Raw genomic sequence first — 14,235 nt, 5'->3', positions numbered from 1 at the left:
CCGGCGGACCCTTTCAGCAGCGGTGCAAGGCCTCGGCAATCGCGCGGCGCCAGTTGGCGGGACCGTCCTCGACCCCCCCGGTCGCCGTTTCGATGCGGACAGTACCGCGTTCGAGCGAGGTGTCGGGCTGGACCTGCCACTCGGCGGAAAGCCGCGGCGACACCAGTTTGAGATCTTCGGGGTGAAGGCGGATCAGCCGCTCGTCCTCGGCGCGGGAAAGCATCGAGACTGCCACGCCGACGCGGCGCAGCAGCGCTTCCGGCTCGATCGCAAGGGGCGCGACGGCCGCTTCGCAGAGCGCGGCCACGGTATCGCGCAGGCGCAGGCGGAGTTCCTCCTCCAGCACTTCGTCCAGGCGCGCAAAGGCGAGCGAAAGGCCATCCCGCGCGGCATCTTCGGCCTCCGCGCGCTGCTGCGCTTCCCGGGCGGCCTGCTCGTGACCCATGGCAAAGCCGTGGCTGAAGGCCTCTCCGACAGGATCCGCCGCCTCGACCGGGACCACCGTGGGCGGCGGCTCCGGCTCGGAAGGGCCGAGGTGCAAGGTGCCGCCGAAGCGCAAGTCGGGCTGGAAGCCGGCGGGCTGCGCAAGCGCGTCGATCAGCCGCTTGCCGGGGCGGCGGACGAAGAAGCCGAGGTCAGACATAGTCGTCGTCCCCCGAACCGAAGGCGATGGCGCCGTCGGCCGCCAGGCGGCGGGCTATGGCCACGACTTCCTTCTGCGCGGCGACGACATCGGCCAGGCGGGTGCGCCCGCGCGCGACGATCTCGTCCTTCACGCCGTCGGCGGCGCGGCTGGACATGGCGCGGAAGAACAGCTCGCGCTCCTCCTCGCTCACGCCCTTGAGCGCGTCGATCAGCGTGTCGTTGGGGACGTCGCGCAGCAATGTGCCCATCGACTTGGCATCGAGTACGAAGAGGTGCTCGAACTTGAACATCTCCTCCTCGATGCGGCGGGCGAGGACCTTGTCGCGGCGGGTGAGTTCGCCCAGCACGCGCTTTTCGACGACTTTGCCGACGCCGTTGATGATTTCCGCCGCCTCGCGCGCGCCGCCGATGGCGAGCGGGCGCTGGCCGTGGCACTCGGCGATGCGGCGGGCCAGCAGTTCCTCCAGCATCAGGATCGCCTGCGGGGATACCGGCCCCAGGGTGGCGATGCGGTGGACGATCTCTGGCTGTTCCGGGGGCGGCAGCGCATGGAGCACGGCAGCGGCCACCTCGGGATCGAGCTGCACCAGCAACACGGCGATCGCCTGCGGATGTTCGCCGCGCACCAGCGGCACCAGCGAATCCGGGGTCAGCCAGCGCGCCAGTTCGAGCGTGGAGTGCAGAGGCGCGGCGGGCAGGATGCGGCGCATCACGTTGTCCGCCTTCACTTCGCCCACCGCGCGCGTGATCATGCCCCGCACTTGGCCGACCCGGTCGTGCGCGACGAGACCGAGCGCCTCGGTCTTGGCGACGAAGCCGGCGATGGCCTCGGCGATCACCTCGGGGCCGATCTCCCCCAGCGCGCACATCTTTTCGCCAAGGCGGCGAAGTTCGTCCGGTTCGAGTTCGGAAAGGATGCGGCTCGTCTGGTCCTCGTCGAGCAGCATCATCATGATCGCTGCGCTGTCAGGCGCGCGCAGGGGGGCGGTCTCGCTCATCAGGCGGCCTTGGCCCGTGCCTTGTCGGAGGCGGTTTCCGCGGCGGGCTCGTTGATCATCTGGCGGAGCGCGGCCACGGCATTGTCCGGCCTTTCGGTGACCAGGCGCTGGGCCAGATTGACCTGTCGGGAGAGCAGGTCGGCGCGGCGCAAGTCGATATCGAGGCCGTCCGCGCCGGGAATCTCGGGGCGGAGCGGCAGGCTGCCGGCCGGTACCAGCGCTTCGAGGCTGCGTTCCGCGATGGGGCCGAGGGCGTCGGACCCGTCCTCCGCCTCGCCGTCTTCGCCAAGCTTGCTGTTCTTGCGGCCCTTGCGCTTCTTCGGCACGGGCTTGTCGCCCCGCATGGCGCGGATCAGGGGGCGCACGCCCAGCAGCAGGACCATCAGCACCGCCAGCAAGGCCGCGCCGTTGCGCACCACCATGGCGAACCACGGCGCCTCGTAGAACGGTGTGGCGCTTTCGCCCACCGGCTCGAACTTGCGCATGACCACTTTCACCTGGTCGCCGCGCTGCGGGTCGGCGCCGACGGCGGCGCTGACCAGCGACTGGATATCCTGCACGTCCTGCGCCCGCGCGCCCTTCATGGCATCGGCCTTGATCGCCACGGCCACGGAGATGCGCTTGATGCCGCCCGGCCGGGTATTGGCCACCGAGACCTGCCGCCCCAGTTCGTATGTCCGGCTGGACGAGGTCTCGCCGTTGGTTGGTGGGGTGGCCGTAGGGCTGGGCTGGGTGCCCCGCGGCGGGCCGGGGCGCGCCTGCGTGGCGGGCGGGGGGGTGTTGGAGAGCACGCCGGGAACGCCCGCGGCAGGGCCGGAGCCGGTCGATTGCGACTGTTCCTGCGTTTCGCTGCGCACGGCGCCGTCCTTGTCGTAGCTTTCGCGCGCGGAAGTCACGTCGTCCATGTCGAGCGCGACTTGCGCCTCGGTGGTGAAGTTGTCAGGGCCGAGCACCGGCGCCAGCAGGCCCGAAACCTGTTCGCGGATCTTCGATTCCAGCCGCGATTGCAGGTCGATCCGGTCCGCTTCCGCGCCGCCGCCCTGCGAGAGCAACTGCCCGTGCTGGTCCACCACTTTCACCGCGTCCGGCGAAAGCCCCGGCACCGAACTGGCGACCAGATTCACGATCGCGGAGACCTGGCTTGCGGAAAGCTGGCGGCCCGCCTTGAGGCGCACCATGACCGAGGCGGTCGGCGCCACGTTGTCACGCACGAAGACCGACTTTTCACCCGCCGCCACATGGACGCGGACCGATTCCACTCCGTCGATCTCGCCGATGGTCAGTTGCAGGTCGTGCTCGCGGGCGGAGCGCAGGCGCTCGCCCTCCAGCGTGCGACTGGCGCCCATCGGCAGTTTGTCCAGCATCTGGTCGCCACTTTCGGGAGCGGCCAGGGCGCCGTCCGAAGCGACCAGCATGCGGGCCTTGTAGAAATCGCCCTCGCCCACGGTGAGCGCGCCGGTCTGGTTGTCGATGCGGTAGCCGATCCCGGCCTGTTCGAGCGCGGCGGCAACGCCCGCCCGGTCGGAATCGTCCAGCTGTGCATAGAGCACGCGCTGCGGCGAGGGGGCGAGAGTCGCCCAGGCCAGCAAGGCGCCGCCTATCGCGGCCAGGCCGATGAAGGCGGGCAGCATTTTCTTCACGCCCGGCTGCGCGGTGAAGGTGCCGAGGCGGGTCAGCACCGATCCACCGGACCGATCGGTGAAGGGCGCGAAGAGGGAGCCGGTCGCGGGAAGCTGTGCGGTGCCGGCATAAGTCGCGGGGGCGGGAACGAGGTCGGCCATTTCGGATCAGACTCCCATCCGCATGATGTCCTGGTACGCGGACAGCAGCTTGTTGCGGACCTGCATGGTCGCCTCGAAGGCGACGCCGGCTTCCTGCCGCGCGAGCATGACTTTCGCCACGTCGGTCACTTCGCCTTTCTGGTAGGCGTCGGTCACGCCTTCGGCGCGGGCCTGCACGGCGTTGACGCCGTCCAGCGCGGACTTGAGCGTGTCGACGAAACCCTGTCCGGCGGGCTGTACTTGCGGGCCGCCGACGGCATTCGCCGTTCCGCTGCCTTGTGCGGCGTGGATCTGCTGGAGCAGATCGCTGCGTTGGATGATCTGCTGGCGCATCGCCATGATCTGCTGGATGCCGCCCCCGCTGCCGGGCAGCGCAGCGCCGGAAAGGCCGGGGACCGTGCTCATCGCAGGCCTCCCACCGCGCCGCGCGGAGTGTTGGGGCCAAGGTCGATCCCGGCTTCGCGCAGCGAGGCGAGGCGGTAGCGCAAGGTCCGCTCGGAAATGCCGAGTTCACGGGCGGCGCGTACCCGGTTGCCGCCGCAGGCTTCCAGCGTTTCCACGATGGCGCGGGCCTCGGAGTTCTGGACGATGCTGGCGAGCTTGCGGTTGCCGTCGATGTCGAAGGGCTCGGTACCGGGCAGGGCGCCATGATGCAGCGCGGGCATGGCGGAAGGCAGCAGCCGGGCGGGGCTGTCGAAAGCGATGTGTTCGGGGGCGATCATGGTCTTTCCGTGGGCAAGGAGCATCGCGCGGCGGATGACGTTTTCCAGTTCGCGCACATTGCCGGGCCAGGAGTGGAGCTTGAGCATCGCCAGCGCCGCATCGTTCAGGCAGGGCACGCGCGCCGGATCCGGGGCGTGGCGCAGGGCCATGGCGAAGGCCAGCGGGGCGATGTCATCCGGGCGCTCCCGCAAGGGCCGCAAGGTGAGGGGGAAAACGTTGAGCCGGTAGTAGAGGTCGGCGCGGAAGCGGCCCTCGGCGACTTCGGTGGGCAAGTCGCGGTTGGCGCAGGCGATCACGCGCAAGTCCACCTTGATCGGCCGGGTCGCGCCGATCGGCACGACTTCCTGCTCCTGCAACGCGCGCAGCAGCTTGGCCTGGAGCGGCAGCGGCAGTTCGGCGATCTCGTCGAGCAGCAGCGTGCCGCCGTCGGCCGCGCGCATGAAGCCTTCGCTGGCCTGGGTGGCGCCGGTGAAGGCGCCCTTCTGGTGACCGAACAGCATGGCCTCCAGCATGGTTTCCGGCATGGCGGCGCAGTTGACGGCGATGAAGGGGCCGTCGCGCCGCGGGCTGCGGGCATGGATGAAGCGGCTGAGCACTTCCTTGCCGGTGCCGGTCGGTCCGTTGACGAGCACGGGAATGTCGCTGTTCGCCAGGCGGTCGGCCAGGGCGAAGACCGAAAGGCTTTCGGGATCGGCCGCGATCGGATCGTCCGGGCCGGCCATGGCCGCCAGCAGCATCGCCAGCGATGCCTCGCCGATGGGGTCGGCATAGACGACATCGGTGAGGGCTGCGGTCTTGCGGGACAGGACCGGCTGGATACCGCGCGAGAGCCGCACCACGCGTTCGCGCGCGGGAGCGGCGACCGGGCCGGACCCGATCGTCTCGTCCGCCGCATCGCGCAGGGCGATTGCCGAACAATCGAACAGCGATCCGGCAATGGCGGCAGCGCGATGGGCAAGCGGCCCGTGGCGCCGGTTGAATTCCGTGTCGAAAACCAGTTCGACCATGTTTCTCGTCCCCGTGGGATTAATGCATTGGCGGGGATCGATATGCGTGCGTAACGGCGAATCTTTGGGAAATTTAAGGCCCCGTAGCGACCCCTAGTGAAGGTAAATTTCGGCGCAGCTCCGTGGGTTTGCAGGGACGAGCCGTGCCGGATGCGGGCTTAAATTCGCCCTCGACCTGCCGGTCTTTGTCTCGACAGCCGCGCCGGATGGGCCGGCAGAGGCTGTTTCCTCATCGGGACACTCAACGGGAGCCACAACCATGTCTGTCATCAACACCAACATCAGCGCGATTCGCGCTGCGAATGCCTCGACCTCCGCCAACAAGATGCTCGGCACCGCCATGGAGCGCCTGTCGACCGGCAAGCGCATCAATTCGGCCAAGGACGATGCCGCCGGCCTCGCCATCTCCACCTCGATGACCGCGCAAGTCCGCGGCATGAGCCAGGGCATCCGCAACGCCAACGACGGCATCTCGCTGGCGCAGACCGCCGAAGGCGCGCTGTCGGAAGTGTCGAACATGCTTCAGCGCGTGCGCGAACTGGCGATCCAGTCGTCCTCGGGCACGTACCAGGACAGCGACCGCGATGCCATGCAGTCGGAAGTGACGGCGCTGACCAGCCAGATCGGCGACATCCTTTCCGACACCACTTTCAACGGCAACACGCTGTTCTCGACCACGTCGGGCACCGATGTCACGTTCGACATCCAGACCGGCGCCAATTCGGGCGAGACGATCACGCTGACCTCTTCCGCGATCAACGGCACCAATATCAATGCCTCGGCGCTGGACGTATCGAGCGACTCGGCCGCTTCGGACACGATCGATAACGTCGACCTTGCCCTTGCGGACGTGAACAAGACGCGCGCCTCGCTCGGCGCGGGGCAGAACCGTCTCGAATCGGCGGTCAACAACCTGACCAACAACGTCACCAACCTGTCCGACGCGAAGTCGCGCATCGAGGATGCCGACTATTCGACGGAAACCACGCAGATGGCCAAGGCGCAGATCCTCAGCCAGGCCTCGACAGCAATGATCGCGCAGGCCAACCAGAGCCAGCAGAACGTGCTGTCGCTGCTGCGCTAAGCACGCAGGACAAGCCGGCGGCCCTCAGCGGGCTCGCTGCAGGGCCCGGCGCAACCCCCACGCGCCGGGCCCGTTTGCGTGCGTGAGCCATCAGCGAACATGGCAGGGAAACGGCGCGGAAACAGGCGGTTCATAAAGACCCTGGTTCCCGTTCCCGAAACCCGGACCGATCATGCGCCGCTTTCTTGCCTGCTCCCTTGCCGTCGCTGTGTTCCCGGCGCTTGCCGCCCCTGCCGCGGCTGAAACGCGCGAGGACGAACAGGTCTGGGTCAATCTTACGGCAATGGGGCCGATTGCCGGCGACATGGTCTATTTTGCCGAAGTTCAGCCGCGCATGGGCGACGGCGCTTCACGGCTGGACCAGCTTCTCCTGCGCGGCGCGATAGGGCTGAAACTGTCCCCGGCGGTCACGCTCTACCAGGGTTATGCCCATATCGTCGTGCCGGTGGATGGCGGCCGCGACGTGAACGAGGAGCGCAGCTTCCAGCAGTTGGGCTGGCTCATGGGCAAGCCCTGGGGCGGCGAACTCTCGTCGCGCACCCGTTTCGAACAGCGCTGGCGTTCGGACGGCGGCGACACGGGCTGGCGCCTGCGCGAGATGCTGCGTTACGAAAAGCCGCTGAAGCCGGGCACCAATACCGTCAACGCGCTGGTCTATGCCGAAGGGTTCCTGGCGCTGAACGACACCGACGGGGGCGCGCGCGGCGGGTTCGACCAGTTGCGCTCCTTCGTCGGCGTGGAACTCGGCGTGAAGGACGCAACGACCGTGGAACTGGGCTATCTCAACCAGGTGATCGACCAGACTCGCGGACGGACGCGGGTGAACCACGTCGCTTCGGTCTCGCTGTTCTTCCGGCACTGAGCGGGCTTCCGCCGGGACAGCGGACGGCTTGCCTATGTCCCAGCCCCATCGCCCTGGCATAAGCGCATGACAGAACGGGCGGAAGTCTCGCGACCCCCGCCCGTTTTTTGTTCTTCGCGGTGTTTCGCTCAGGCGGCCTGCGCCGCCTGCGCGATCTCTTCCGGTGCTTCGTTGCGGATCAGGTAGTCGAAGGCCGAGAGGGCCGCCTTCGAACCTTCGCCCATGGCGATGATGATCTGCTTGTAAGGCACCGTGGTCACGTCGCCCGCCGCGAAAATGCCGGGCAGGTTGGTGGCCGCCTTGTCGTCGATCACGATCTCGCCGCGACCCGTCAGTTCCACGCCGGAGTCCTTGAGCCATTCGGTATTGGGCACCAGTCCGATCTGGACGAACACGCCTTCCAGCTCGACCTTGTGCTCTTCGCCGGTCTCGCGGTTCTTGTAGACCAGGGCATTGACCTTCTCGCCGTCGCCTTCGACCTCGGTGGTCTGGGCGCTGGTGAGGATCACCACGTTCTTCATCGACTTCAGCTTGTCGACCAGGACCTGGTCGGCGCGCAGTTGCGAGTCGAATTCGATCAGGGTGACGTGGCCGACGATATTGGCCAGGTCGATCGCGGCTTCCACGCCGGAGTTGCCGCCGCCGATCACCGCCACGCGCTTGCCCTTGAACAGCGGGCCGTCGCAGTGCGGGCAATAGGCCACGCCCTTGTTCTTGTACTCCGCCTCGCCGGGCACGCCCAGGTTGCGCCAGCGGGCACCGGTGGTCAGCACCAGCGAACGGGCCTTGAGCGAGGCGCCGTTGGCGAAGACCACTTCGTGATAGCCGCCGAGTTCCCTGGCCGGGATCAGCTTTTCGGCGCGCTGCAGGTTCATCACGTCGATATCGTATTCAGCGACATGCGATTCCAGCGCGGCGGCCAGCTTGGGGCCTTCGGTATAGGGAACCGAGATGAAGTTCTCGATGCCCATGGTGTCCTGCACCTGGCCGCCGAAGCGTTCGGCGACCACGCCGGTCGAGAAGCCCTTGCGCGCGGTATAGATCGCGGCCGAGGCCCCGGCGGGGCCGCCGCCGACCACGAGCACTTCGAAAGGCTTCTTGCCCGCCAGCATAGCGGCGGCCTTGGCATCGGCGCCGGTGTCGAGCTTGGCGAGGATCTCCTCGATGCTCATCTTGCCCGAACCCCACATCTTGCCGTTCAGGAAGACGGCGGGGACCGCCATGACGCCGCGCTCGTCGACTTCCGCCTGGAACGTGCCGCCCTCGATCAGGGTGGCGTTCACATGCGGGTTGTTGAGCGCGAGCAGGGTCAGTGCCTGAACCACGTCGGGGCAGTTGTGGCAGGAGAGCGAGAAGTACATCTCGAACTCGTGCTCGCCCTCGATGGCGCGGGCGATTTCGAGTGCCTCGTCGGAAACCTTGGGCGGATGGCCGCCGGCCCAGAGCAGGGCGAGGACCAGCGAGGTGAATTCATGGCCGAGCGGCAGACCTGCGAAGCGGACCCAGGCGCCTGCGTCGCTCGCGCGGCGGATGATGAAACTGGGGCGGCGCTTGTCGTCGCCGTCGAACGTGGCGGTGACCTTGTCCGAGAGCGAGGCGATCACGGTCAGCAGCTCGCGGGTATCGGTGGACTTTGCGTCATCGCCAAGGGAGGCGACGAGCTCGATCGGCTCGCGCAGCATGCCGAGATATTGCGAGAGCTGTTGCTTCAGGTTGGCGTCGAGCATGGTCTTTGCGTCCTTTGGAAATGCGTTGGGAAAAAGGGGCGGCCGGGGCTTCGGTTCCGCGTGGCCGCGCCGTGAGGGCGCGGCACCGGGAGAGGGAAGCCCCGGGCCGCGCACCTTCACGCGACCCTAAGGGTGTCGCGGATAGTCTTAGAGCTTGCCGACGAGGTCGAGCGAGGGAGCAAGCGTTTCAGCGCCTTCTTCCCACTTGGCCGGGCAGACCTGGCCGGGGTGCTCGCGCCAGTACTTGGCGGCCTTGATCTTGCGGACGAGTTCGACCGCGTTGCGGCCCACGCCCTCGGGGGTGATTTCGACCAGCTGGATCACGCCGTCCGGATCGACCACGAAGGTGGCGCGGTCGGCCAGGCCAACGCCTTCGCGCAGCACGCCGAAGTTGTTGGTCAGGGCGTGGTTCTGGTCACCGAGGAACGCGTACTTGATCTTGYCGATCTTGTCCGAGGTGTCGTGCCAGGCCTTGTGGCTGAAGTGCGTGTCGGTCGAAACGCCGAAGACTTCGACGCCAAGGCCCTGAAGGGTTTCGTACTGCTCGCCGAGGTCTTCCAGCTCGGTGGGGCAGACGAAGGTGAAGTCAGCGGGGTAGAAGAAGAACACGGCCCACTTGCCGGCGATGTCTGCTTCGGTGACGTCGAAGAAGTCCTTGCCTGCCTGGAAAGCGGTGTTCTTGAACGGCTTGATCTGGCTGCCGACGATACCCATGGATATGATCTCCCTCGATTGGGTGTTGAAGTTCGAGGAGGGAGATAGGGCCCTCGTGTGACGATGTGTAGGGCGTTGATCCGATTGGCTTGATCGGATTGACCGATCAGTGGCGGTGGACTGAACGTTTCTGTCGATAAAACGCGCAAGGTGCCGAAATCTCGTGCGACCGGGCAGCAGATCGGGCAACAGCGGCCCATGAAAACGATACGACTTGCGCTGCTGCTGGCAGCCTGCGCGTCGCTCGCGGGATGTGACGGCTGGCCGACCTCGCTGGACAATCGCGCCTCCGGCAACCTGACGTTCCGCTATCATCACCGCCTTTACGACCAGTGGTCGGGCTGGGCGCCGGTGCTTCGGGGAAATGCCGTGCTGCTCGCCCGCGAGCACCGCATGCGCGACATTTCCGGGCTGGAGATCACTCAGGGCGGGCTGACCTATCGCTACGGCACCCGTGCCCTTGCGCCGGTGCACGGCCTCTGCGCCGGGAGTTCGAGCTGCGCGCTGGTCTATCGCGGCGCCGGCCGGCTGGAGGCGCGCACCGCGCCGCTACCCGACGCGCAGATGCGCTAGGGGGCTCTGCGCTTCGGCCGTCGCTTCTGCGCTTCGCTTCGGCAGGTTCCGACCTCCATCCGGTTTCGAACCCGTCAATCCGCCAGCGTGATGGAAATGCGCCGGTTTCTGGGGTCGTGCGGGTCGGCGGGGATCAGCAGTTCGGTATCGGCCACGCCCTCGATCCGTTTGAACCGCGCGCTTTCCACGCCGTCGCGGATCAGTTGCTGGCGGGTGGTCTCGGCGCGGCCGGCCGAGAGCGACCAGTTGTTGCCCGGAATGCCCTGCCTGTAGGGCAAGGCGTCAGTATGGCCCCGGATCGTCAGCGCGCCCCGATCCGGCCCGATGGCCTCGGCAATGGCCGACAGCAGCTCGCCGGCCTGGGGCGTCAGGATCGTGGTGCCCAACCGGAACATCGAGAAATCGGCATCGTCCACCATGTCGATCCGCACGCCCTGGGTGGTGTCCACCATGCGGACCTGCCGGGCAAGGCGGCGCAGGCGCTCGGAGGAGGCGAGCTTCTTCTGCAGCGCCTCCTTCGCCCGCGCGGTGCGCTTGACCTTGGAGCCGCCCTCCTTGGGGCCGCCGGTCGCATCGCGCGGGATGGTGAGGGTCTTGGTGCCGGTCTGCCCTGACTTGAAGGGATAGTTGTCGACTTCGGTGAGCGACCCGCCCCCCAGCACCCCGCGGCCCGAACCGGCGCTGCCCTGCTTGGTCTTGACGAGCGTGGGCGTGAAATAGTCGGCAATGCCGCGCCGCTGCTTCTCGGTGGTGGCGCCCAGGATCCAGAGCAGCAGGAAGAACGCCATCATCGCCGTCACGAAATCGGCATAGGCGACCTTCCAGGCGCCGCCGTGGTGGCCGGCCGCGACCATCGTGATCTTCTTGACGATGATCGGGCGGGGCGGCTCCGGCTTCTTGGCCACGTCAGCGTCCCCTCATCGCATCGAGCAGTTCGGCTAGCCCGGGGCGGAAGGCATGGCCCAGGCCGGAGCGGGCCGATTCCACCACCAGCGGCTGCGGCCAGCCGTGAAGCGAGGCGATGATCACCTGCTTCACCGCCTGGAAGATCTGCTCGTCCTGCTCCAGCACCTGCTTCAGCCGCCCGGCCAGCGGCGCGACGATGCCATAGGCCAGGAGCACGCCCATGAACGTCCCGACCAGCGCGGAACCGATCATCGCGCCCAGGATCGAGGGCGGCTTGTCGATCGAGCCCATGGTCTTCACCACGCCGAGCACGGCCGCGACGATACCCAGCGCCGGCAGTGCATCGGCAAGGCCCTGAAGCGCGTGTTGCGGCTCGTGAATCTCGTGGAAATGAGTCTTCATGGCATTGTCCATCACGTCCTCCACCGCGTGCACTTCCAGCGTGCCGGACGAAACGACGATCAGTGTCAGCGTGTCGCAGATCAGGTGGACGAGCGGATCGTTTGCCAGAAGGCGCGGAAATTCGGCGAAGAGGGAGGAGGCCTTGGGGTCGTTGACATGGCTTTCCAGCGCCACGGGGCCTTCGGAACGCAGGATCTTCATCAGCCGGGTGGTGAGGATGATCGCGTCGATATGGTCCTGCCGGTTATGGCGCGGGCCCTTGAACACTTTCTTCAGCCCGCCGCCGAGGCCCTTGATCTCGTGCATCGAATTGCCGGTGACGATCGCCCCGACCGCCGCGCCGCCGATGATGAGCATCTCGTGCGGAATGGCCTCCATCACCGGACCGAGTGCGCCGCCGGTGATCGCGAAGCCGCCGAAGACCATCACCAGCAGAATGACGACGCCGATGATCACGAACATCTGGATAGTCCCCCGTATGTCAGGCGGTCCCCGCGGCGCGCGGGTGACGCGGCCTGGGAACCTTGCGTGCCAGGCGTTCTCAGCCGAGCTGGTCGAAGAGGTTCAGCGACGCGAGCCGGGTGAAGCTGGCCTGGCTGGCCTCCAGCACGGTCATCGTTTCCTGCAGCTGGGCGAGGGTGGTCGCCAGGTCGGTGCCGCCCAGGTCGGTCTCTTCCGAGGCGCGCAGTTCCGACAGGTTCACGCGGCGGTCGTCGGTCACCTCGATCCATGCCAGTCGGGTGCCGATCACGGTCTGGCCGGTGGAAAGGGTGTCCAGCCCGGTCTTGAGGTCTGCCAGGGCACTGCCCGCCGCACCGGCCGGATCGGTGGAGGCGCCCTGCAGTGCTTCCGCGAGCGTTTTGACCACCGCCATCAGGTCGGTGGCGCTGCCGTCGGCCGCGTTGAACGACAGGAAGGCGGGGCCGGTCATCGAGCGGGTGACGCTCTGCCCGTTGCCCAGCGGCAGTTCGGCCGCGCCGGGCGTGCCGACGTAGACGGCCTTGCCCGTGGCATCGAGCGAATAGGCGTCTCCCGCGCTTTCGCCGCCGAACAGGGCATGGCCGTTCGAATCCCGTGCATTCGCCAGGGAAACGAGGTTGCCGAAGATCTGGTCCAGTTCCTGCCCGATCGAGGCGCGCTGGGTATCGGTAAGCGTGGCGTTCGATGCCTCGGTGGCCAGTTCCTGCGCGCGTATCAGGGCGTCCGCCATGTCGGTCATCGCCGAATCGGCCAGCGAGAGATCGGCGTTGGCGCGGTTGGCATTGGTCTGGTCGATGCCCGAGAGCTTCTCCTGCCGCGCCAGGGCGCGCAGGCGGGAGGCGGCTACGGGATTGTCCGAGGAACGCTCCAGCTTGCTGCCGCTCGACATCTGCGACTGGTAGGTCTCGGCCTGCGTGCGCAAGTCCTTCATGTCGCGGCGGGCGCGTTCGAAGAAGGCGCTGGTGCTGGTGGATACGATCGACATTGCGTGATTACCTGATGGCGAGGATGGAATCGAAGATATCGGCGGCGACCTGCATGACCCGGCCCGAAGCCTGATAGGCCTGCTGGAAACGGGTGAGGTTGATCGCTTCCTCGTCGAGGTCGACGCCGGCCTGGGCCTGGAGCGCGACTTTGGCGGTGCCGGCGATGGATTCGAGCGCGTCACGGGTCACGGTGCGTCCGGCCACGGCGCTGGAGATGCCGAACAGCAGGGTGTCCATCGCCCCGGCCGGATCGGCACTGTCCAGCGCGCCGCGCATGGCGACGAGATTGGCGGCGTCGCGGCTGTTCGCACCCGATCCGGCGGGAGCGGTGGCGATCTGGCTGCCGCTGGCGAGGGCGACTTTCATCTCGGCGGCGCCGCTGCCCGCGAAGATCGGCTGCCCGTTCGCGCCGGCGAGATCGGCCCCGCCGGCCTGCGCCGCGTTCATCGTCGCGATCACCCCCGAGGCAATGGCGTCAAGCTGCTGGCGCACGCCCGAAAGTTCGGTGAGCGCCTGTCCCTTGCCCGCCAGCGCGCCCGAGGACAGCGTCGCGGCGGCGCTGCCGAGCATGAAGGACATCGTGCCGTCGCCCGCGGTGGCCATCGTCATGGCCGCGGCGTTGCCGCCGCTCACCAGGCTGGGGCCGCCGGATCCTCCGATCCGCACTTGCACAGTGCCGTCCGAGGCGAAGCTGGTGGCGATGTCGACTTGTCCGCTCAGCGTCTCCAGCAGCGAATCGCGCTGGTCGAGCAGGCTGGTCCGGTCGCTCGACGCGTCGGACGCGCGGGCGAGCCGCAAGTTGACGCGGGCGAGTTCCCGGGCCGTGGTGTTGACCGAATCGACGCCGTCCTGCGCCTCGAAGCGAAGCCCATCGCCCACCGCGTCCAGGCTGGAGGCGGCGGTGTTGAAGGTCTGCGCCAGCGTGCGGCCCTGCTCCAGCGCCGCGGCGCGCAGCGACCCGTCGGTGGGATCCGAAAGGAGCTGCTTGAGGGAGGCTTCGAAGCCGACGATGGCATCGTAGACGCCGGTCTGCTCCACGGCGCTTTCGATGTTCTCCAGGCCCTGCACTTCGGCGCCGGCCCGCGCCGCGTCGGAACCGGTGCGGCGCACTTCCGACTGGCGGAACATGTCCGCATTGCGCACGATCCCGCTGACGCGCACGCCCGCAAGGTTGATCGCGCCGGGCGAGGAGGCGACCGAATTGACCGCCAGTTCCGACAGCGAGACGCTGCGCCGGACGTAGCCTTCGGACGAAGCATTGGCGATGTTCTGCGCCGTTACGTCCAGCGCGGCGCGGGCGGCGCGCGTGCCGGAGCGGGCAATGGTGATGAGATCGGCGGCCATGGC

Annotated in this window: 14 protein-coding genes; 3 read left to right on the top strand and 11 right to left on the bottom strand. The window is 67.6% G+C overall.

Annotation, left to right across the window (positions count from 1 at the left end; translation table 11 throughout):
- Window positions 1–13: 13 nt before the first annotated feature.
- The 5 genes from AB4Z00_RS03170 to AB4Z00_RS03150 are packed head-to-tail and all read right to left on the bottom strand — an operon-like array spanning window position 14 to window position 5,154.
- Window positions 14–643 carry a FliH/SctL family protein gene (locus tag AB4Z00_RS03170; RefSeq protein WP_314464189.1) on the bottom strand — a complete coding sequence of 210 codons (630 nt, stop codon included), beginning with the start codon at window positions 641–643 and terminating at the stop codon, window positions 14–16.
- A complete protein-coding gene (gene fliG / locus AB4Z00_RS03165) occupies window positions 636–1,643 on the bottom strand; it encodes a flagellar motor switch protein FliG (protein WP_442044928.1) in 1,008 nt (335 codons plus the stop codon). Before fliG ends, AB4Z00_RS03170 begins: the two co-directional genes overlap by 8 nt.
- Window positions 1,643–3,424: a flagellar basal-body MS-ring/collar protein FliF gene (gene fliF / locus AB4Z00_RS03160; RefSeq protein ID WP_442044927.1), complete on the bottom strand. Its 1,782-nt coding sequence runs from the start codon at window positions 3,422–3,424 to the stop codon at window positions 1,643–1,645. The genes fliG and fliF overlap by 1 nt, the downstream gene beginning before the upstream one ends.
- A 6-nt stretch (window positions 3,425–3,430) precedes the next feature.
- A complete protein-coding gene (fliE, locus tag AB4Z00_RS03155; protein ID WP_442044926.1) occupies window positions 3,431–3,829 on the bottom strand; it encodes a flagellar hook-basal body complex protein FliE in 399 nt (132 codons plus the stop codon).
- The gene (locus AB4Z00_RS03150; protein WP_442044925.1) at window positions 3,826–5,154 is read right to left on the bottom strand and encodes a sigma-54 interaction domain-containing protein; all 1,329 of its coding nucleotides are present in this window, start codon (window positions 5,152–5,154) and stop codon (window positions 3,826–3,828) included. Before AB4Z00_RS03150 ends, fliE begins: the two co-directional genes overlap by 4 nt.
- 259 nt (window positions 5,155–5,413) lie before the next feature.
- Between AB4Z00_RS03150 and AB4Z00_RS03145 the strand changes: the two genes are divergently transcribed.
- Together AB4Z00_RS03145 and AB4Z00_RS03140 are read left to right on the top strand one after the other, a co-directional pair.
- Window positions 5,414–6,238, top strand: coding sequence for a flagellin N-terminal helical domain-containing protein (locus AB4Z00_RS03145; RefSeq protein ID WP_442044924.1), 825 nt, complete (start codon window positions 5,414–5,416; stop codon window positions 6,236–6,238).
- Window positions 6,239–6,410: 172 nt separating this feature from the next.
- Window positions 6,411–7,100 (top strand): DUF2490 domain-containing protein, encoded by a 690-nt coding sequence (locus tag AB4Z00_RS03140; RefSeq protein ID WP_442044923.1) that lies wholly within the window; start codon window positions 6,411–6,413, stop codon window positions 7,098–7,100.
- A 128-nt stretch (window positions 7,101–7,228) separates the two neighbouring features.
- Here the strand turns inward: AB4Z00_RS03140 and ahpF are convergent, their stop codons facing one another.
- Window positions 7,229–8,827: an alkyl hydroperoxide reductase subunit F gene (ahpF, locus tag AB4Z00_RS03135; protein ID WP_442044922.1), complete on the bottom strand. Its 1,599-nt coding sequence runs from the start codon at window positions 8,825–8,827 to the stop codon at window positions 7,229–7,231.
- A 147-nt stretch (window positions 8,828–8,974) separates the two neighbouring features.
- Window positions 8,975–9,541, bottom strand: coding sequence for an alkyl hydroperoxide reductase subunit C (ahpC, locus tag AB4Z00_RS03130; protein WP_442044921.1), 567 nt, complete (start codon window positions 9,539–9,541; stop codon window positions 8,975–8,977).
- A gap of 198 nt (window positions 9,542–9,739) precedes the next feature.
- Between ahpC and AB4Z00_RS03125 the strand changes: the two genes are divergently transcribed.
- Window positions 9,740–10,114, top strand: a complete 375-nt coding sequence (locus AB4Z00_RS03125) for a hypothetical protein (protein ID WP_132268277.1) — start codon at window positions 9,740–9,742, stop codon at window positions 10,112–10,114.
- Window positions 10,115–10,188: 74 nt separating this feature from the next.
- On the opposite strand, the gene AB4Z00_RS03120 is transcribed toward AB4Z00_RS03125, so the two are convergent.
- The 4 genes from AB4Z00_RS03120 to flgK all read right to left on the bottom strand — a co-directional run bounded on the left by AB4Z00_RS03120 (window position 10,189) and on the right by flgK (window position 14,232).
- The gene (locus tag AB4Z00_RS03120; protein WP_132268739.1) at window positions 10,189–10,968 is read right to left on the bottom strand and encodes a flagellar motor protein MotB; all 780 of its coding nucleotides are present in this window, start codon (window positions 10,966–10,968) and stop codon (window positions 10,189–10,191) included.
- Between the two features lie 52 nt (window positions 10,969–11,020).
- Window positions 11,021–11,884, bottom strand: a complete 864-nt coding sequence (gene motA / locus AB4Z00_RS03115; protein WP_134093918.1) for a flagellar motor stator protein MotA — start codon at window positions 11,882–11,884, stop codon at window positions 11,021–11,023.
- A 79-nt stretch (window positions 11,885–11,963) separates the two neighbouring features.
- A complete protein-coding gene (locus AB4Z00_RS03110) occupies window positions 11,964–12,887 on the bottom strand; it encodes a flagellin N-terminal helical domain-containing protein (protein WP_442044920.1) in 924 nt (307 codons plus the stop codon).
- 7 nt (window positions 12,888–12,894) lie between these two features.
- Window positions 12,895–14,232 (bottom strand): flagellar hook-associated protein FlgK, encoded by a 1,338-nt coding sequence (gene flgK / locus AB4Z00_RS03105; RefSeq protein WP_442044919.1) that lies wholly within the window; start codon window positions 14,230–14,232, stop codon window positions 12,895–12,897.
- Window positions 14,233–14,235 lie beyond the last annotated feature (3 nt).

Source organism: Novosphingobium sp. YAF33 (genome assembly GCF_052113265.1).
In the GTDB taxonomy this organism is placed as follows: domain Bacteria; phylum Pseudomonadota; class Alphaproteobacteria; order Sphingomonadales; family Sphingomonadaceae; genus Novosphingobium.
Note: the sequence above shows the minus strand (reverse complement) of the source record. Positions and strands in the feature narration are given on the sequence as shown.

Coding starts and splice junctions, on each gene's coding strand:
- AB4Z00_RS03125 (WP_132268277.1), top strand. CDS start 9,740: ATGAAAACGATACGACTTGCGCTGCTGCTGGCAGCCTGCGCGTCGCTC.
- AB4Z00_RS03150 (WP_442044925.1), bottom strand. CDS start 5,154: ATGGTCGAACTGGTTTTCGACACGGAATTCAACCGGCGCCACGGGCCG.
- AB4Z00_RS03140 (WP_442044923.1), top strand. CDS start 6,411: ATGCGCCGCTTTCTTGCCTGCTCCCTTGCCGTCGCTGTGTTCCCGGCG.
- motA (WP_134093918.1), bottom strand. CDS start 11,884: ATGTTCGTGATCATCGGCGTCGTCATTCTGCTGGTGATGGTCTTCGGC.
- fliF (WP_442044927.1), bottom strand. CDS start 3,424: ATGGCCGACCTCGTTCCCGCCCCCGCGACTTATGCCGGCACCGCACAG.
- flgK (WP_442044919.1), bottom strand. CDS start 14,232: ATGGCCGCCGATCTCATCACCATTGCCCGCTCCGGCACGCGCGCCGCC.
- AB4Z00_RS03170 (WP_314464189.1), bottom strand. CDS start 643: ATGTCTGACCTCGGCTTCTTCGTCCGCCGCCCCGGCAAGCGGCTGATC.
- AB4Z00_RS03120 (WP_132268739.1), bottom strand. CDS start 10,968: ATGGTCGCGGCCGGCCACCACGGCGGCGCCTGGAAGGTCGCCTATGCC.
- AB4Z00_RS03110 (WP_442044920.1), bottom strand. CDS start 12,887: ATGTCGATCGTATCCACCAGCACCAGCGCCTTCTTCGAACGCGCCCGC.
- AB4Z00_RS03145 (WP_442044924.1), top strand. CDS start 5,414: ATGTCTGTCATCAACACCAACATCAGCGCGATTCGCGCTGCGAATGCC.
- ahpF (WP_442044922.1), bottom strand. CDS start 8,827: ATGCTCGACGCCAACCTGAAGCAACAGCTCTCGCAATATCTCGGCATG.
- fliE (WP_442044926.1), bottom strand. CDS start 3,829: ATGAGCACGGTCCCCGGCCTTTCCGGCGCTGCGCTGCCCGGCAGCGGG.
- fliG (WP_442044928.1), bottom strand. CDS start 1,643: ATGAGCGAGACCGCCCCCCTGCGCGCGCCTGACAGCGCAGCGATCATG.